This is a genomic window from Ruegeria hyattellae (assembly GCF_041537925.1).
Classification (GTDB): domain Bacteria; phylum Pseudomonadota; class Alphaproteobacteria; order Rhodobacterales; family Rhodobacteraceae; genus Ruegeria_C.
Window position 1 is genome coordinate 334,904 of the sequence record NZ_JBGOSH010000005.1, and the last position, 17,319, is coordinate 352,222.

Consider the following 17,319-nt stretch of genomic DNA (forward strand, 5'->3'; position numbering starts at 1 on the left):
GTGGCACCGGTATTGGAGACACAATTGGTCGACAGCAAGAAAATCGCAAAACAGTTCATCGAGGCGATCCCGCACGCGCGGGCGCTGGGGCTTGAACTTGTCGAGCTGGGCCAAGGGCAGGCCGAGATTTCAATGCCCTACAAGCCCGAGCTGGTAGGCGATCCACGAAACGGTGTCGTGCATGGTGGCGCGGTCTCGGCGCAGATGGACACGTGCTGCGGTGCTGCGGTGATGTGTCACCCCGAGGCCCCGGCGGGAACCGCCACGATCGACCTGCGGATCGACTATATGCGCGGCGCCAACCCCGGCCAGACCATCACCGCCAAGGCAACCTGTTACCACATCACCCGCAACGTGGCCTTTGTCCGGGCAGTCGCAACTGACGATGATGTGGACAATCCTGTCGCCACCGCCACCGGTGCCTTTACGGTTGAGGGGCGCTGATGGCCCGCGCCCGTCCCGAACCGATGCATGTGGTCAAGCAGCGGCGCGATGCGGCGTTCACGGCGCTGGTCGATGGCATTCCCTATGCGCAATTCCTTGGCATCTCGCTGGAACGACGGGGTGATGAACTGACCGGCGTCCTGAATTTCGACGACAAGCTCATCGGTAACCCGTTTCTGCCCGCGCTGCATGGTGGCGTGATCTCGGCCTTTCTGGAAACCACCGCGATCCTGACGCTCGCTTGGCAACATTTCCTGCCAATGGTCGAGGCCGGAGATATTGAGATCGAAGCGCTGACGCTCGAGAATATTCCGAGCTTCCCTAAAACCATCGATTTCACCGTCGACTATTTGCGCACCGGACTGCCGCGCGACGCCTATGCGCGGGCCTGGGTGGGCCGGTCGGGCCGCCGCTATGCCACGATCCGGGTCGAGGCTTGGCAGGATTCACGCTCGAAACCTTTTGCGCAGGGGACCGGGCATTTCCTGATGCCTCAGCCCAAGGATTCCGAGACCGCGTCGTGAGCGCCGCGCGCGCGCCGATCACCCATCGCCGGGTGCTGGCCATCGCCGCGCCGATCGTTCTGTCTAATGCCACCGTACCGATTCTGGGCGCGGTCGACACCGGGGTTGTCGGCCAGATGGGACAGGCCGCGCCGATCGGCGCGGTCGGTATGGGGGCGGTGATCCTGTCGACGGTCTACTTGATTTTCGGCTTTCTGCGCATGGGCACAACCGGCCTGGCAGCACAGGCGCGCGGGGCAGGAGACAGCGCCGAAACCGGCGCGCTTCTGATGCGCGGCGTAATGATCGGCGGGGCGGCCGGGCTGCTCTTCATCGTGACGCAGGCAGCTCTGTTCTGGGGCGCGTTCAAGCTTTCGCCCGCAAGCGCAGAGGTCGAGGCGCTGACCCGGCAATATCTGGCAATCCGCATCTGGGGGGCGCCCGCGACCATTGCGCTTTATGCGGTGACCGGCTGGCTGATCGCGGTTGAACGGACACGCGGAGTGTTCGTGCTGCAGCTCTGGATGAACGGGCTCAACATCGTGCTGGACCTGTGGTTCGTGCTGGGTCTCGGCTGGGGTATCGAGGGCGTGGCTATCGCGACCCTGATCGCCGAATGGACCGGTATCGCGCTGGGGTTGTGGCTATGCCGCGAGGCGTTCGCGGGCGATCAGTGGCGCGACTGGGCGCGGGTGTTCGACCCGGCGCGGTTGCGGCGGATGATGCAGGTAAATGCCGATATCATGGTGCGGTCGGTGCTGCTGACCGGGTCTTTCACCACCTTCCTGTTTGTCGGGGCCGATCTGGGCGATGTGACGCTGGCAGCCAATCAGGTGCTGCTGCAATTCCTCGAGATCACCGCCTTTGCGCTGGACGGGTTCGCCTTTTCGGCCGAGGCACTGGTGGGCGGGGCGGTGGGGGCGAAGTCGCGTGGGGATCTGCGCCGCTCGGCCATCATCGCGTCGCAATGGGGCGTGGGTGGCTCGGTGCTGCTGGGGCTGTTCTTCTGGCTGGTCGGGCCATCGCTGATCGACCTGATGGCCACGGCGCCCGAGGTGCGGGCCGCAGGACGTGCTTATCTGTGGTGGGCTGCGCTTGCGCCGGTGATTGGCATCGCAAGCTGGATGTTCGACGGGATTTATATCGGCGCCACCTGGACCCGCGAGATGCGCAACGCGATGCTGGTCTCGGTCGCGATCTACGTCGTCGCTCTGTTGGCGCTGGTGCCGCTGATGGGCAATCACGGGCTCTGGGCGGCGCTGATGGTGCTCAACATCGCACGCGGCGTGACGCTGGGGCTGCGCTATCCAAGGCTGGAGGCACAGATTGCTGCTTAGAGCAGTTCCAACAATGCCTCGGGCGGACGTCCGATCGCAGCGCGATCGCCGCAGATCGCCAGCGGTCGCTCGATTAGGATCGGATTGTCCGCCATGGCGGCCAGCAGCACGACGTCGGGGTCCTGTTTCGACAGGCCCAATTCCTTGAACCGCGCCTCGCCGGTTCGCACCATGGTGAGGGCGGGCGGTTGCCCCAGCGCCAGATGCGCCTGCCGCAACTCTTCGATACTGGGCGCATCATCCAGATACTTGCGGATCGTGACCACTGCACCGGGTTCCTCCAACAGGGCAAGACCCGCGCGGGATTTCGAGCATCTGGGATTATGCCAATAGGTTATGACAGCCATTCGTCCCTCCCGGTACCGACCGCATCGGCCACATTGGCAAACCCGTCCCGAGCCAACAACTCGTCCAGGTCCCGCGCGATCTCGGGCACCAGAGATAGCCCGTGATAGACCAGCGCGGTATAAAGCTGCACCGCCGAAGCCCCGGCGCGGATCTTAGCATAGGCCTGCTGTGCCGAGGATACGCCACCAACGCCGATCAGGGGCAGACGCCCCTCGGTTGCGGCGCTCAGATGCGCCACGACCCGCGTTGCACGATCAAAGAGCGGCTGGCCCGACAGCCCGCCCGCAGTATCGCGGTAGCGTTCATCCACACCGTCGCGCGCAAGCGTCGTGTTGGTGGCGATGATCCCGTCGATGCCGGTCTCCAGCGCAACCTCGGCCACGTCGCGGATCTCGTCCTGGGTCAGGTCTGGCGCGACCTTGAGGAAGATCGGAATGCGGCGCGCAAGATCATCGCGTGCGGCCAACACGCCGCCCAGCAAGGCCGTAAGCGCAGCCTTGCCCTGCAGATCGCGCAGCTTTTCGGTGTTGGGCGAGGATACATTCACCGTCGCAAAATCCAGATGCGTGCCGCAATGCGCCAGCACAGTCGCAAAATCACCGGGCCGGTCGCTGCTGTCCTTGTTGGCGCCCAGGTTGAGGCCGATCACCGCGTTGCGCGGGCGCTGTGACAGACGCTGCGCAATGGGGCCCATCCCCTCGTTGTTGAAGCCGAACCGGTTGATGGCTGCCTGATGCTCGGTCAGGCGAAAGAGGCGCGGTCTGGGATTGCCCGCCTGAGGTCTGGGCGTTGCAGCGCCCACCTCGATGAACCCGAAGCCCGCGCGCGACAGCGGCCCCAGCACTTCGGCATTCTTGTCAAAGCCTGCGGCCAGCCCGACCGGATTCGGCAAATCGAGACCGGCAATCTGCGTGCGCAGTCGCGGCGTTGTCACCGGGCCGGACGCGGGCCCGAGCCCCAGTCTTAGCGCCTTGATCGACAGGCCATGTGCGGTTTCGGGGTCCAGGCGGTGCAGGACGGCAAGGCCAAACCTCTCTCTCAGCGTCATGTCATGTCCTCGGGAAAATGGTGGCTGCCTTCGGACAGGGTTAGGGGCACCGACCACAGCACATCCGCCATCCGAAGCGGTCGGTAGAGATGTGGAAATAGCGCGTCGCCGCGCGACACCTCCCATTTCAGGTCCTCGCCCATCGCATCGCCGTTGCAGGCCAGCAGGAACAGGCCCTCTTCACCGGCGAAATGTTTCGCCGCTGTTTCTCGTGCCTGCTCGGCGGTCGAGAAATGCACATAGCCGTCGGTCAGATCAATGGGCGCACCGGCGCTTTCGCCAGCCGCCTGCAGGGCGGACCACTCGTCCGCGCGGAAAATCTTGTAGATCAGCATGACCGTCCTGATGCCGTGCAGTTGACGCGGAATCAAGCGGCATTTTCCTGATATCTCCCCTTTGACTCCGGTCGCGGTCCGGCGCACCATCCAAGCCAATCAACAACTGGGAGAATAACGATGTTGACGCGATTTCTGACATCGCTTGCCGCACTGGGTCTGACCGCCGGTCTGGCTGCGGCGGACTATGAGCTGACGATCCTGCATACCAATGATTTCCATTCTCGGTTCGAACCGATCTCGAAATATGACAGCGGCTGCGACCCCGAGGATAACGCCGCAGGCGAGTGTTTTGGCGGGTCCGCCCGTCTGGTCACCGCCATCAGCGAAGCGCGCGCGCGAGCCGGGAACAGCATTCTGGTCGATGGCGGGGATCAGTTTCAGGGTTCGCTGTTCTATACCTATTACAAGGGCAAAGTCGCTGCCGAGATGATGAACAAGCAGGGCTATGACGCGATGACCGTGGGCAACCACGAGTTTGACGACGGTCCCGAGGTGCTGCGCGGGTTCATCGACGCGGTGGATTTCCCGGTGTTGATGTCGAATGCCGACATCGCCGACGAAGAACTGCTGACCGACAAGATCAGCAAATCCGTGGTGCTTGAGGTGGGCGGCGAAAAGCTGGGCCTGATCGGCCTGACGCCCGAGGACACCCATGATCTGGCCTCGCCCGGTCCCAATATCACCTTCTCGGACCCGGTGGCGGCAGTGCAGGGCGAGGTGGATCGCCTGAGCGCCGAGGGGGTCAACAAGATCATTGTGCTCAGCCATTCCGGCTTTGCCGTCGATCAGCGCGTGGCCGAGAACACCACCGGTGTCGACGTAATCGTAGGCGGCCATTCCAACACCTATCTCAGCAATGTTTCGGACAAGGCTGCGGGGCCTTATCCCACTGTCGTCAACGGCGTTCAGATCGTGCAGGCCTATGCTTATGGTAAGTTCCTGGGGGAATTGAACGTCACGTTCGATGACGCGGGCAACGTCACCGCCGCCACCGGCGAGCCGCTGGTCATGGACGGTCAGGTGGTCGAGGATGCCGACACCGTTAGCCGGATCAAAGAGCTGGCGCAACCGCTTGAAGAGATTCGCAAAAAGGTCGTCGCTGCTGCTGCCGAACCGATCATGGGCGAGCGCGAGGTTTGCCGGGTGCAGGAATGCGCGATGGGCAATCTGGTGGCCGATGCGATGCTGGATCGGGTCGCCGATCAGGGCGTGACCATCGCTATCGCAAATTCCGGTGGGCTGCGCGCCTCGATCGATCCGGGTGAAGTGACCATGGGCGAGGTGCTGACCGTGTTGCCCTTCCAGAACACGCTTTCGACATTCGAGATCAGCGGCCAGGGTCTGGTCGACGCGCTAGAAAACGGCGTCAGCCAGGTCGAAGAGGTCAAGGGTCGCTTCCCGCAGGTGGCGGGACTGACATTCACCTGGGACCCGTCCGCCGCCCCGAACGAAGGACGGATCGCCGAAGTGATGGTGGCCGGGCCCGACGGGTTTGCGCCGATAGACCTGGCGCAAACCTATTTGGTGGTGACCAACGACTATGTTCGCAATGGCGGCGACGGCTATGACGTGTTTTCGGGCGACGACAAGAACGCCTATGATTTCGGTCCCGATCTGGCGGATGTGACGGCTGAATACCTGGCCGCAAACTCGCCCTATCAGCCCTATACGGACGGCCGTATCAAACAGAAGTGACACCTGACCGCGTCGCGCCTTTTGCGCGGCGCGGTCTACCGCTCAGGCCTGTTCAAGCAGGTCGAATTCCGGCCAAAGTTCCGGATCTAGTTTGTCGACAGAGGGCTGCAGGAAATTCTCGGCCTGATGCCAGCGGCCCGCCGCCTTGCCCGAGATAGGATTGAGCACCTGATGCGCGCTTGCTGTGTGAACGCACGCGGTGTTTTATTCCGGGCGCAAGATCTCTTCGCTTCACTCCAACCCGCAATGATCCAACATGCGGCGGCTGAGCGGTTCCGGCATCGCGACAAGATCTTCGTTCCGCATGGTCAGAACCTGTTCCGGATACAGCGCTTCCCACCGTGCCATGTGGTGCCGGTAGGTGTTGGCGGCCTCGGCCAAGGCGTCGAGATCGGACGTATAAGTCAGCCCGGCAGCCGGAAAGCGGGCCAGCCACTTTGACAGTGCCACGTCGCGCCGATCGCGCTGGCAGTGGATAACGCGCGCATAGGGGAACGCGGTCAGGAAGAAGCCGATCAGCTGAAAATTATGCGGCATCTTGTCGATAAAGGCGCGGCCGTTTGTGCGCGTCGGGAGTGAGCGCATTGGCCTGCGCAGCCCAGTGCAGCGTATCATCCATGTCGCCTGCTAGGTTCAGCAGATCGGTCAAAGCAAAGCAATTCGCATTCTCGGTGTTCAGGGATTGTGCTAGGGCCGCTTCGATCTCGTCAGCAAGCAGGCCGGCACTTTCTGCCGGATGGAATCGTGCCAGCTCTAACAGGTTGCTTGCCCGGTTGGGTGTTCGCTGCAGACTCTGCCGGTGGATCAAGTCGGAGTGTCCGGTAGTACCAGCCTGCACAAGCGCACGGGTGTGGTTGGTCGCGATACGGTCATCGGTAAGGGCCAGCGAAAACGTGGTTTTAGAGGGCCTCCAGCCAAATCATGGCACCGGTCCGGTAAGTGGGAATATTTTCCTGATCTGCGCCGCGTAAAAAGGTGACTTAACATTATTTAACTTTAATGTAAAATAAAGACCTAACATTCGGGAGGTTCTTTGATGAAATTGCATGTTTTTTCGCAATCGCCAAACAGTCGGAAGGCGCTGTTCGTGAATGCTTGTTTGGATCTTGGTGTCGAGGCCGAACAGGTGGATCTGGCTTCGGGAGACCAAAAAAGTGCCAAGTTCCTCGCACTCAATCCAAATGGTAGGGTGCCGGTTCTGGAACTGGACGATGGCAGCACACTTTGGGAATCGAATGCGATCGTGAACCGGCTGTGTGCCGAGGTGGACACAGCGCTCTGGCCAAAATCGAACCAGCGCTATGACATCATGCGGTGGCAATTCTGGGAATCCTGCCATTGGACGCCGGCCTGCAGCCCGTTCATCGCGCACCACTTCTTTGGCAATCAGGATGTGGACCTGGGCGCGGCGGCCAGTCAGATTGAGCCGTTTGCGCGGGTGCTTGACGATCATTTGTCCGGGCGCGACTGGCTGTCCGGGTCCGCAATGACCACCGCCGATATCTCGGTCGCGGCCATTCTGTGTTACCGCGAGGCCTGTCAGTATCCGCTGCAAGCCTATGACAACATCGACCGCTGGATGGACCGGATCGAGACGCTTGATACCTGGCAAAGGATCAACCCGGTGCCGGAACCCGCCTGAAGGTAGCGACAGGCGGTGCATATTGGACAAGGGCGAATCGTGTCGTGTCTGGTATGTCTCTGAAGGACCAGAGTGGGGGGCATGACACATGTGCGGGCGGATCGCGGTCACTTTGCCGAATGATGCGATGGCGCAATTATTCGCGGCGCAACCAACAAATACGTTGCCTGAAACACCAAACTTCAATGTCTGCCCGACCAATCAGGTGCATGCGGTGCGCACGGGCGATACCGGGCGTCAGTTGATGCCGATGCGCTGGGGTTTCCTGCCCCGATGGTACAATTCAGAGACTGCCGGACCGCTGCTGATAAACGCGCGCTCCGAGACCATTGCCGAAAAGCCCGCCTTCCGCGAGGCCTGCCGTGCACGGCGCTGTATCCTTATCGCCACTGGCTTCTATGAATGGACCAAGACGCGAGAAGGAGCGCGCCTGCCCTGGTATATCCACCGCCGGGATCAGGCTGTGATCGCCCTTGCCGGTATCTGGCAGGACTGGGGGGAGGAGGCGGGCAGGTACACCACCTGCGCCATCGTCACCACGGCCGCCAACCGGCATATGGGGGCAGTTCACCATAGGATGCCGCTGATCCTGGAACCCGACGACTGGCCGCTCTGGCTGGGCGAGGCAGGCCATGGCGCAGCGCGCCTGATGCAGCCCGGAGCAGAAGAGGTCCTGACCTTTCACCGAGTTGACCCGGCAGTGAATTCGAACCGGGCCAGCGGCGCGGAATTGATCGCGCCGCTTGCGGCCTGAGCTTTCACTCCGGCGACAGCCGCGCTAAAGCCTTTGCATGGCACTCGAATTCACAACACTCGCCAATATTCTCTCGCATGGTTTCGATACCGTGATCGATGTGCGCAGCCCGGCGGAATTTGCCGAAGATCACATGCCCGGCGCCATAAACCTGCCGGTTCTCGACAACGCGGAGCGCGCGCGGGTCGGCACGATCTATGTGCAGGACAGCCCCTTTCGCGCCCGCAAGTTGGGTGCGGCGCTGGTGTTTCGTAACGCCGCTAATCACATCGAACACCACCTTGGCCATCACGAGGGCGGTTGGCGGCCACTGGTCTATTGCTGGCGTGGCGGGCAGAGGTCGGGCTCGTTCGCTTGGATGCTGCAACAGATCGGCTGGCGGGCGCAGGTGGTGGCGGGCGGTTATCGCAGCTACCGGCGGCTGGTGAAGCGTTACCTCTATGACGATCCCCTGCCGCATCGGCTGGTCGCGCTGGATGGCTATACCGGCACCGCCAAGACCGATTTGCTGGTGTATCTGCGGGCGCGCGGCGTTCAGGTGCTGGACCTTGAGGCACTGGCCAATCATCGCGGCTCGCTTCTCGGGACAAGGCCAGGCGGGCAACCAAGCCAGAAGGGGTTCGAATCGGGTCTTGCCGGGCTGCTTTGCGGGCTGGACCCGGGCCGCCCTGTGGTGGTCGAGGCGGAATCGAGCAAGATCGGCGAGCGTATCCTGCCGCCCAGCCTGTGGTCGGCGCTTTGTGCGGCGCCCCGGATCGAGTTGCAGGCCAGCATAGAGGCGCGTACGGCCTATCTGGTTCGGGCCTATGACGATATCCTCTCGGATCCCGGTCCGCTGCGCGCGTGCCTTGATCCGCTGCGGTTCTTTCGCGGCCATGAGGTGGTCGATGGCTGGAACGCCCTGATCGACGCGCAGGACAAACCCGGGCTGACCCGGGCGCTGATGCAGCAGCACTACGATCCGGCCTATGACAAATCGCGCAAGGCGCGCGGCGCGACCGTATTGTCGCAATTGCAGCTGGCGTCGCTGTCACCCGCTGATCTGGATCAGGCGGCGGCCCGGATCGAGGCGATGCTGGATCAGCTCTGAAGCCGCAGCCCGGCCCCTTCGGTCAGTTTGCCGATAGGCGCGGCCTCATAGCCTGCGCGCTGCAGTCGGGACAGGACGTCATCCTCCGTTTCGGGCGCAATGGCAGCCAGCAATCCTCCGGCGGTTTGCGGGTCGTAAAGCAGGTCGGCTTTGTCGCCCTCGGGCAGGTCCGGGGTCAGCGCCCGATTATCGGTGAACAGCGTTGAGCGGGTGCCGCTACGCGCCAAGTCTTCAGCCCCGCGCAGGATCGGTACGGCCTGCAGATCAAGCACTGCGCCGGTTCCCGACATCTCGCAGATCCCGATCAAATGCCCGGCCAAGCCAAATCCCGTAACATCGGTCATTGCATGTGCCTCGCGCAGGATATCGGACGCTGCGCCCTGCGACTGCTGCATCAGGCGATAGGCTTCGGCCACATGTTCGCCGCGGGCCGCTCCGGCCATCTCGGCGGCGAGGATCACGCCGCTGCCAATCGGTTTGGTCAGGATCAGGACGTCGCCGGGCCGCCCCCCCGCCAGCGTGATCGGATCGCGGTCGCACAGGCCGGTCAGGGTGAACCCGATGGTCATCTCGTCGCCCATCGAAGTGTGACCGCCGACGATCTCGGCCCCGGCGTGGCGTAGCACCTCATGCGCGGCCTGCATGATCTCGGCCACGGTACGGCGCTGCAATTCGCTCGACAGGCGCGGCAGGATCAGCGTCGCTGTCGCGGCTTGCGGCGCGGCCCCCATCGCCCAGATATCCCCCAGCGCGTGATGCGCTGCGATCCGCGCCATTACGACCGGGTCCAGTGTGATGCCGCGCAGGTGATCTGCGGTCAGGACCTGCCGCGCACCGCCAGTGCGGATCAACGCGGCGTCGTCACCGGGCAGGGGGGTGATGTCGGCGCGGTCCTGCGGGGCGGGTAGGCTGTCGCGCAGGGCAAGCCGTCCGACCTTTGCGCCGCAGCCCCCGCAGAGCGGTTTGCCCCCAAGTGCCTCATCCATGCCGTCGGTATGATCGCGAGGCAGGGCGGGTTGCTTCATCTTTGGCAGGTAGCGGAACCTGTTCATGAACTTTTGGTCGATATGATCCTTCCAGCGCCACATGAGAGGCCCGCTCAGAGCTTTCCCAAACCGCTCGCCAAGGGCCACTCGCGCACCCAGCGAGACCAGTTTCAGGTAATCATCCTGCGGCGCGTAGCGCGCCATGCGTCCAGCCCCCAGCGCCGCGCGCAGATTTCGGTGCAGCACCGGCGCTTCGCGCACCGCGTAGACGCCTGCCTTGGGGCGTGGATCATGGCTCAGATGCGCGCAATCGCCCGCCGCGAAGACCGCTGCGTCGCTGCTTTGCAGACGTTCGTTCACGGCGATAAAACCATTGTCTAGCTGCAGCCCGGTTTGCGCGATCCAGTCATAGGGCCGCGCCCCGGCGGCGCCAGTGATGAAATCGGCCTCAAGGCGGCTGCCATCGGACAGGGTTAAATGATCAGCGTGAACGGACCGGATCTGCGTCTGTTCGATCAGCTTGACGTCGAGTGCCGCCAACGCCTGCAGCAGCCGGTCGGCGGCGCGCTCGCCAAGCGCTGCAAGTGCGGTGGCGCTGTCGACGATGCTGACCATGGCGTTGCGCCCGCGCTGCCGCAACGCATGCGCCATGGCCATCGCCAGTTCCGCACCGGCAATACCGCCGCCGATCACCACCACGCGAGCCGCGCCCGCCCCGTCCAGATACGCGGACCAGCGCTGCGCAAACACGCCCAGCGGCTTGGCGGGCACCGCATAGTCGGCAAAACCGGGCAGTGCGGGCATGTCCGAGGTGATGCCCACATTGATCGACGCGACGTCATAGGCGACGGGCGGCCGCCCCGGCACGTGAATCTCGCGGCGGGCGGAGTCCAGCCACTCGACCGCGCCGAGGATCACCCGCGCACCGGCAAAGCGTGCCAGGCGGACAAGGTCGATATCCAGATCGTCTCGCTCGTAATGCCCGGCGACAAAGCCCGGCAACATGCCCGAATAGGGCGCGGTGGGACCGGGATTGATGAGTGTGACCCGTGCCCCGGCAAGCGGGTTCATCCCCCATTTGCGCAGCACCAGCGCGTGCGTATGACCACCCCCGATCAGGACCAGATCGCGGGTCAGTGGCAGGGGAGGGAGATGCATATGGTCAGATCATCGCGGCCTTTCGGCCACGTCCTTATCATCGTCGATATCATGCGTTGCCCAGACGCCGTCCTCACCGGGATCGGGCAGCGTTTCCGGTGTCTCATGCCGGTGAATATGCCATTTTGCGATGAAATGCGCGCTGACCGGTGCGGTCAGGAATAAAAACAGCGTGATCAGCAACTCGTGCAGGGACAGGTGATGATCGATGAAGACAGAATGCAGGATCGACGCGATCAGCACACCGCCCACGCCCAACGTCGTGGCCTTGGTGGGGGCGTGCATCCGCGACATCGGATCGCTGAGTTTCAGCAGGCCGAAAGAGCCGACAATGCCAAAAATCCCCGAGACGATCAGGAAGAACGAGATAAGGAGTTCTGCTGCAAATGCCATGCCCGCCTCACTCGATAATGTTGCCACGCAGCATGAAGCGCGCATAGGCAACCGTTGAAACGAACCCCAGCATGGCGATGATCATCGCCGCCTCGAAGAAGATCTCGGACGAGATGCTGATGCCGTAAAGGATAAGCAGGGCGATGGTATTGATCACCATCGTGTCCAGCGCCAGAACCCGCACGCCGACCCCGTCCGAGGTCAGGATGCGCCAGAGATTCATCATCAGCGCGGCGCCGAAACAGGCGAAGGCGAAGTAGATGGCATATGTGATCATTCGAAAATCTCCTTCAGGCGCCGTTCATAGCGTTGCTTGATCTCGTCGCGCACTGCCTCTGGGTCCTCGGTGTCCAGGCAATGCACAAGCAGGCTGTGGCCTTTGGCCGACAGATCGGCGCTGAGCGTGCCGGGTGTCATGGTGATGGTGCCTGCCAGCACGGTGATCGCCTCGGGCGAGCGTAACTCCAGCGGGATGCGGACCCATGCGGGGTTGCGCGCGGCATCGGGTTTGAACAGCACGATCCGCGCCACGGCGATATTGGCGATCACGATGTCATAGAGCACGATCAGGATGTATTCGACCACCATCGGAAAGTTCCGCAATTTGGGCCGGTTGGGCCAATAGGGCATGGTCACGACCGGGATCACGATGCCCAGGAAGAACCCGAACAGCAGCGAATTGAGCGAGAGGTCGTTGACCAAAAGCTGCCAGACCAGTGTCAGCAGCAGGGTCAGCATTGGGTGCGGGAGAAGGCGGCGCAGCAGTCTCATTTCTCTGCTCCTTTCAGGACCGCCTCGATATAGCGGTCCGGGTTGAACAGTTGATCCGCCGTTGCGCCTGCGAATTCGCTTGCCGGACCTGCAAAGATCGTCAATGCGATCAATCCGGCGAGCAGGGCAAAGGCGGCGGAAAATGTCAGGCCCGGATAGGGTTCCGGAGCAGTGTCAATCTCGGTCGGTTCATTGGTGTCGGGATCGGTCTGCGGGTCCACCGCATGGCTTTTCCAGAAGATAAGCGACCCGGCACGAGCGAGGCCCACGATCGTGACAAAGGATCCGATCAGGACGACGGCCCAGATCGCCACCCTCTCGGGCACGGGCCAGGAGGCCTGAAGCACCAGCAGCTTGCCGATAAAGCCCGACAGCGGTGGCATCCCCGCCAGCGCGATAGCACCAACGAAGAACATGCTGGCGATCAGCCCCGATTGCGGCATAGGACTGTGGGGGGTGATGTCGGGGCCGCGCCGCTCCATCACCATATCGGCGACCAGGAACATCAGCGCGGTCGCAAAGGTGGAATGTACCATGTAATACAGCGCCGCCGTTGTTCCCGCCGGTGTGAAGAGCCCCACGGCGATCAGCAGCGTGCCCATCGAGGCAATCGCGGCAAAGGCCACAATCCGCCCGATATCCCTTGATCCCAGGATACCAATGGCACCGGTGGCCAGGGTCAGCATGGCGGCGGGCAGCAGCCAGTCTCCGACCAGCCCCTGGGTCGCGGCCACCTCGGGCCCGAAAACCAGCGTGTACATACGCAGGATCGAATAGGCCCCGACCTTGGTCATGATCGCAAAGAGGGCGGCCACGGGCAAAGGAGCGTTTGCATAGCTGAGCGGCAGCCAGAAATGCAGCGGCAACAGCGCCGCCTTGACCGCAAAGACCAATAGCAGCAGCACCGCGCCGACCCGCAGCAATGCGGTATCTTCAGGCGGCATCTCGGCCACCCGCACCGCCAGATCAGCCATGTTCAGCGTGCCGGTCACCGCATATAGCGTCCCCAGCGCGAACAGGAACAGGGTGGAGCCGAGCAGGTTGTAGACCACATATTGCACGCCTGCACGCAACCGCCTTGTGCCACCCGCATGGGTCATCAACCCGTAGGAGGCGATCAGCAGCACTTCGAAGAAAACAAACAGGTTGAAGGCGTCTCCGGTCAGGAACGCGCCGATCACACCCATCAACTGAAAATGGAAAAGCGCGTGGAAGTGCCGCCCGCGCTTGTCCCAGCCCGAACCGATTGCATAAAGCACGATGGGCAGGGCCAGTACCGAGGTCAGCAGCACCATCAACGCCGAAAGCCGGTCCAGCACCAGGACGATGCCAAAGGGCGCGGGCCAGTCTCCCAGCTCATAGGTCTGAATCTCACCGCCCAGCGATTGCCCCATCAGAGCAAAGGAGATGCCCAGCAGGATCAAAGTGGCCGCCACGGAGAAGATCCGCTGCAGGTCCAGATGGTGGCGAATGACCATGATAATGAACGGGGCCAGCATCGCCGGCAGGACGATGGGCGCAACGATCAGATGGTTCATGCGTCGTCTCCCGGCTCTTCGGTCAGGTCGATCCGGTCATCCCGGGAAGACAGGTAGGCGCTGAGCGCCAGCATAACGATCACTGCCGTCATCCCGAAGGAAATCACGATGGCTGTCAGGACAAGCGCCTGCGGCAGCGGGTCGGTATAGGCGACCTCGGCATATTTGTTGAGGATCGGAGGTTGGCCCACCGCCAGGCGTCCGGTGGCGAACAGAAACACGTTCACCGCATAGGTCAGTTGCGACAGGCCCAGGATCACCGGAAAGGTGCGCTTGCGCATGATCAGGTAGATGCCGGATGCCGTCAACACACCCACCGCAGTGGCAAGAAGGAGTTCCATGTTATGCCTCTCCTTCTGAAGTGGGCTGATCAGCGTTCGGGTCGGGCGGATCGTCGCGTTTGGGGTTGATGTCCATCGCGTGCTCGGTTGCCATTCCCGGCTGCCAGGCAAAGCGCGACAGGCTCTCCAGCGCCAGCATCACCGCGCCAAGAACCGCCAGGAACACGCCCAGATCAAACAGAGCGGCGGTGGCCAGCTCGAACTCTTCCAACGGTTCGAGATGCACATAGCCAAAGGCGCTGGTCAGGAAGGGCAGTCCGTTGAACCACGCCCCCATGCCGGTGGCGGCGGCGATCAGTACGCCGCTGCCGATGATGCCGTGATAGAAAATCCGTTGCCGCTCGGCGGCCCAGGTGAACCCGCTGGCCATGTATTGCATAATAAAGGCAATCGCCGCGACCAGCCCAGCGATGAAGCCGCCACCCGGCAGGTTGTGACCGCGGAAGAAAATATAGGTCGCCACCATTAGCGCGATCGGCATCATCACCCGCGTGACGACCACCATCATCAGCGGGTGCGCGTCACCCGATTGCGGCCATTCCGGTTTGCGGTTCAGCAGATAGGCACGGACGTTCGAGGCCAGCACCGCCTCGGTCAGGGCAAAGATCACCAGCGCGGCGATGCCCAGAACAATGATCTCGCCAAAGGTATCAAAGCCCCGGAAATCCACCAGGATCACGTTGACCACATTGGTGCCGCCGCCCCCTTTATAGGAGTTGGCCAGATGGAACTCGGAAATCGTCGGGAACGAGAAATCACGGATCATCACCGCGTAGATCAGCGCCGCCGCGCCCACGCCAGCCACGCCCGCGATCACTGCATCGCGGACCCGGATGGACAGGCTGCTGTCCACCGGCGTGGTCTTGGGCAGGAAGTTCAGGCACAGAAGCAGCAGGATGATCGACACCACCTCGACCGAGATCTGCGTCATCGCCAGATCCGGCGCCGAGAGGAAGTTGAACGACAGCGACACGATCAGCCCGACCACCCCGATCAGCACCAGCGCTAGTTGCCGGTTGCGGTGCAGGAAGGTCAGCATCGCCGTGGCAGCAATCAGGCAGAACCAGGCTACGATGGGCAGCAGTGGCGCGTCCTGAACGTCGCGCGTAGGTAGCTCCATCGTGCCGGTGAAATAGGCGTAAGACGCGATCGCCAGTGTGAAGACGACAAAGATCATCGCGTAACGCGAGATCGCGCCATTGTGCAGCGTGTCGGTCACGACGCGGCTGACCTGGGTCAGTGCGCCGATAACAGCGTCAAAGATGGTCTTGGCCTCTGGGCGCGGCATCGCATTCCACACCCGTTCGAACGGGCGATGCAGCGACAGCAGGATCGCACCGCCGATCACCGCCGCCATAGACATGTAAAGCGCGGGCGTGAAGCCGTGCCAGAGCTTGAGCTTGAAATAGGGTAGCTCGCCACCGATCACCGCCATCGAGGCGGTCTTGACGATGGGGCCAACGACATTTTGGGCATGGAACCCGATGACCACCACCAGCACCACCAGAAAGGCAGGGGCCAGCCACAGGCCCACCGGCGGATCATGCGGGTGGGCGGGATAATCGTTCCGCTCGGGACCGAAGAACACATGCACGATGAAGCGGAACGAATAAGCCGCCGAGAACAATGCCGCCAGCAGCGCCAGACCGGGCACCAGCAGATGCGAGTGGCCCCAGACCGTATGGACCGTCTCCTCGAGCATCATTTCCTTGGATAGGAAGCCGTTCAGCGGCGGAACACCTGCCATCGACAGACCAGCGATAACGGCAATGGTGAACGTCACCGGCATCAGATGCCGCAACCCGCCCAGCCGCTTGATGTCGCGGGTGCCGGTCTCGTGATCGACGATCCCGGCGGTCATGAAGAGCGCGGCCTTGAAGGTGGCGTGATTGATGATGTGGAAGATCGCAGCGATGGCGGCGATCTCGGTCCCGAAGCCCAGCAGCATGGTCACAAGACCCAGGTGGCTGACCGTCGAAAAGGCCAGCAGCGCCTTCAGGTCGTCCTTGAACAGCGCGATGATCGCACCCAGCACCATGGTGATCAGCCCGGTCGTGGCCACGATATAGAACCATTCGGGTGTGCCAGAAAGCACCGGCCACATCCGCGCCATCAGAAACAGCCCCGCCTTCACCATCGTGGCCGAGTGCAGATAGGCCGAAACCGGTGTGGGCGCGGCCATCGCATGCGGCAGCCAGAAGTGGAACGGGAACTGCGCCGATTTGGTGAAACAGCCCAGCAGAATCAGGATCAGCGCAGGCAGGTACAGCGGCGAGGACTGGATCAGCTCCTTGTTTTGCAGAATGACGCTCAGGTCATAGCTGCCAGTGATATGGCCGAGGATCAGCATTCCCGCGATCATCGCCAACCCGCCCGAGCCGGTCACCGCAAGCGCCATCCGCGCGCCTTGCCGGCCTTCGGGCAGATGTTTCCAATATCCGATCAGCAGGAATGAACTGAGCGAGGTCAGCTCCCAGAAGACCAGCAATAGCAGGATGTTGTCGGACAGAACGATCCCCACCATCGCGCCCTGAAACAGCAGAAGATAGGTATAGAACTGACCCATCGGGTCCTCGCGCGACAGGTAGAACCGCGCATAGAGGATGATCAACAGCCCGATCCCGAGGATCAGCGCGGCGAACAGAAAGCCCAGCCCGTCGAGAAAGAAGTTCGCGTTCAACCCCAACCAGGGCAGCCAGTCCAGCCGGGCGGTCACTGCCTCGCCACGCAGCACGGCGGGTAGGTTGATCATCAGACCGACAAAGGCCAAGGCGCTCGTGACCCCGGCGGACCAGGCGCAGGCATTGCGGCCCGCGCGGATCAGCAAGGCCGGAAAAACTGCTCCAAGAAATGGAAGGGCCACGATCAGGAATAGGGACACCAGCTGCTCTCCGGTCTTTGGTTGAAATCTGCCAACGCGCTGTCACGGATAA

General features: G+C 62.5%; 20 protein-coding genes. 7 read left to right on the top strand and 13 right to left on the bottom strand.

From position 1 onward, the window contains the following. The first annotated feature begins 24 nt into the window (after positions 1-24). The 3 genes from AB1E33_RS14945 to AB1E33_RS14955 are packed head-to-tail and all read left to right on the top strand — an operon-like array spanning position 25 to position 2,284. Positions 25-444: a PaaI family thioesterase gene (locus AB1E33_RS14945; RefSeq protein ID WP_372578064.1), complete on the top strand. Its 420-nt coding sequence runs from the start codon at positions 25-27 to the stop codon at positions 442-444. Beyond that, positions 444-968: a PaaI family thioesterase gene (locus AB1E33_RS14950; RefSeq protein ID WP_372578065.1), complete on the top strand. Its 525-nt coding sequence runs from the start codon at positions 444-446 to the stop codon at positions 966-968. The genes AB1E33_RS14945 and AB1E33_RS14950 overlap by 1 nt, the downstream gene beginning before the upstream one ends. Then, a complete protein-coding gene (locus AB1E33_RS14955; protein ID WP_372578066.1) occupies positions 965-2,284 on the top strand; it encodes an MATE family efflux transporter in 1,320 nt (439 codons plus the stop codon). Before AB1E33_RS14950 ends, AB1E33_RS14955 begins: the two co-directional genes overlap by 4 nt. On the opposite strand, the gene arsC is transcribed toward AB1E33_RS14955, so the two are convergent. The 3 genes from arsC to AB1E33_RS14970 are packed head-to-tail and all read right to left on the bottom strand — an operon-like array spanning position 2,281 to position 4,015. Further along, a complete protein-coding gene (gene arsC, locus AB1E33_RS14960) occupies positions 2,281-2,631 on the bottom strand; it encodes an arsenate reductase (glutaredoxin) (RefSeq protein WP_372578067.1) in 351 nt (116 codons plus the stop codon). The two genes, AB1E33_RS14955 and arsC, sit on opposite strands and share 4 nt — an antisense overlap. Next, positions 2,619-3,680: a quinone-dependent dihydroorotate dehydrogenase gene (locus AB1E33_RS14965; RefSeq protein ID WP_372578068.1), complete on the bottom strand. Its 1,062-nt coding sequence runs from the start codon at positions 3,678-3,680 to the stop codon at positions 2,619-2,621. Before AB1E33_RS14965 ends, arsC begins: the two co-directional genes overlap by 13 nt. After that, positions 3,677-4,015 (bottom strand): DUF952 domain-containing protein, encoded by a 339-nt coding sequence (locus AB1E33_RS14970; protein WP_372578179.1) that lies wholly within the window; start codon positions 4,013-4,015, stop codon positions 3,677-3,679. Before AB1E33_RS14970 ends, AB1E33_RS14965 begins: the two co-directional genes overlap by 4 nt. Before the next feature lie 120 nt (positions 4,016-4,135). Here AB1E33_RS14970 and AB1E33_RS14975 point away from each other — a divergent pair, with 120 nt between their 5' ends. Further along, positions 4,136-5,713 (top strand): bifunctional metallophosphatase/5'-nucleotidase, encoded by a 1,578-nt coding sequence (locus tag AB1E33_RS14975; RefSeq protein ID WP_372578069.1) that lies wholly within the window; start codon positions 4,136-4,138, stop codon positions 5,711-5,713. A 42-nt stretch (positions 5,714-5,755) separates the two neighbouring features. On the opposite strand, the gene AB1E33_RS14980 is transcribed toward AB1E33_RS14975, so the two are convergent. The 3 genes from AB1E33_RS14980 to AB1E33_RS14990 all read right to left on the bottom strand — a co-directional run bounded on the left by AB1E33_RS14980 (position 5,756) and on the right by AB1E33_RS14990 (position 6,521). After that, positions 5,756-5,881, bottom strand: coding sequence for a hypothetical protein (locus AB1E33_RS14980; RefSeq protein WP_372578070.1), 126 nt, complete (start codon positions 5,879-5,881; stop codon positions 5,756-5,758). A 63-nt stretch (positions 5,882-5,944) separates the two neighbouring features. After that, positions 5,945-6,298 (bottom strand): sulfotransferase family protein, encoded by a 354-nt coding sequence (locus tag AB1E33_RS14985; RefSeq protein ID WP_372578071.1) that lies wholly within the window; start codon positions 6,296-6,298, stop codon positions 5,945-5,947. Then, a complete protein-coding gene (locus AB1E33_RS14990) occupies positions 6,240-6,521 on the bottom strand; it encodes a hypothetical protein (protein ID WP_372578072.1) in 282 nt (93 codons plus the stop codon). Before AB1E33_RS14990 ends, AB1E33_RS14985 begins: the two co-directional genes overlap by 59 nt. Positions 6,522-6,749: 228 nt before the next feature. Between AB1E33_RS14990 and AB1E33_RS14995 the strand changes: the two genes are divergently transcribed. From AB1E33_RS14995 to mnmH, 3 genes are all read left to right on the top strand, one after another. Continuing rightward, positions 6,750-7,355 (top strand): glutathione S-transferase family protein, encoded by a 606-nt coding sequence (locus tag AB1E33_RS14995; protein ID WP_372578073.1) that lies wholly within the window; start codon positions 6,750-6,752, stop codon positions 7,353-7,355. A gap of 88 nt (positions 7,356-7,443) precedes the next feature. After that, the gene (locus AB1E33_RS15000) at positions 7,444-8,109 is read left to right on the top strand and encodes an SOS response-associated peptidase (protein ID WP_372578074.1); all 666 of its coding nucleotides are present in this window, start codon (positions 7,444-7,446) and stop codon (positions 8,107-8,109) included. A 37-nt stretch (positions 8,110-8,146) separates the two neighbouring features. Then, positions 8,147-9,199 (top strand): tRNA 2-selenouridine(34) synthase MnmH, encoded by a 1,053-nt coding sequence (mnmH, locus tag AB1E33_RS15005; protein ID WP_372578075.1) that lies wholly within the window; start codon positions 8,147-8,149, stop codon positions 9,197-9,199. Here the strand turns inward: mnmH and AB1E33_RS15010 are convergent. Genes AB1E33_RS15010 through AB1E33_RS15040 form a run of 7 tightly spaced genes read right to left on the bottom strand, consistent with a single transcriptional unit; the run spans position 9,190 to position 17,267 of the window. Further along, positions 9,190-11,343 (bottom strand): slr1591 family oxidoreductase, encoded by a 2,154-nt coding sequence (locus AB1E33_RS15010; RefSeq protein ID WP_372578076.1) that lies wholly within the window; start codon positions 11,341-11,343, stop codon positions 9,190-9,192. The two genes, mnmH and AB1E33_RS15010, sit on opposite strands and share 10 nt — an antisense overlap. A 9-nt stretch (positions 11,344-11,352) precedes the next feature. Then, positions 11,353-11,736: a Na+/H+ antiporter subunit G gene (locus AB1E33_RS15015; protein ID WP_372578077.1), complete on the bottom strand. Its 384-nt coding sequence runs from the start codon at positions 11,734-11,736 to the stop codon at positions 11,353-11,355. A 7-nt stretch (positions 11,737-11,743) separates the two neighbouring features. Beyond that, positions 11,744-12,013 carry a K+/H+ antiporter subunit F gene (locus tag AB1E33_RS15020; protein ID WP_372578078.1) on the bottom strand — a complete coding sequence of 90 codons (270 nt, stop codon included), beginning with the start codon at positions 12,011-12,013 and terminating at the stop codon, positions 11,744-11,746. Beyond that, complete coding sequence (locus tag AB1E33_RS15025; protein WP_372578079.1) at positions 12,010-12,507, bottom strand: Na+/H+ antiporter subunit E; 498 nt, start codon at positions 12,505-12,507, stop codon at positions 12,010-12,012. Before AB1E33_RS15025 ends, AB1E33_RS15020 begins: the two co-directional genes overlap by 4 nt. After that, positions 12,504-14,045: a monovalent cation/H+ antiporter subunit D gene (locus AB1E33_RS15030; protein WP_372578080.1), complete on the bottom strand. Its 1,542-nt coding sequence runs from the start codon at positions 14,043-14,045 to the stop codon at positions 12,504-12,506. The genes AB1E33_RS15025 and AB1E33_RS15030 overlap by 4 nt, the downstream gene beginning before the upstream one ends. Beyond that, positions 14,042-14,386: a Na+/H+ antiporter subunit C gene (locus tag AB1E33_RS15035; protein WP_372578081.1), complete on the bottom strand. Its 345-nt coding sequence runs from the start codon at positions 14,384-14,386 to the stop codon at positions 14,042-14,044. Before AB1E33_RS15035 ends, AB1E33_RS15030 begins: the two co-directional genes overlap by 4 nt. 1 nt (position 14,387) lies before the next feature. Next, the gene (locus AB1E33_RS15040) at positions 14,388-17,267 is read right to left on the bottom strand and encodes a monovalent cation/H+ antiporter subunit A (RefSeq protein WP_372578082.1); all 2,880 of its coding nucleotides are present in this window, start codon (positions 17,265-17,267) and stop codon (positions 14,388-14,390) included. Positions 17,268-17,319: the final 52 nt, after the last annotated feature.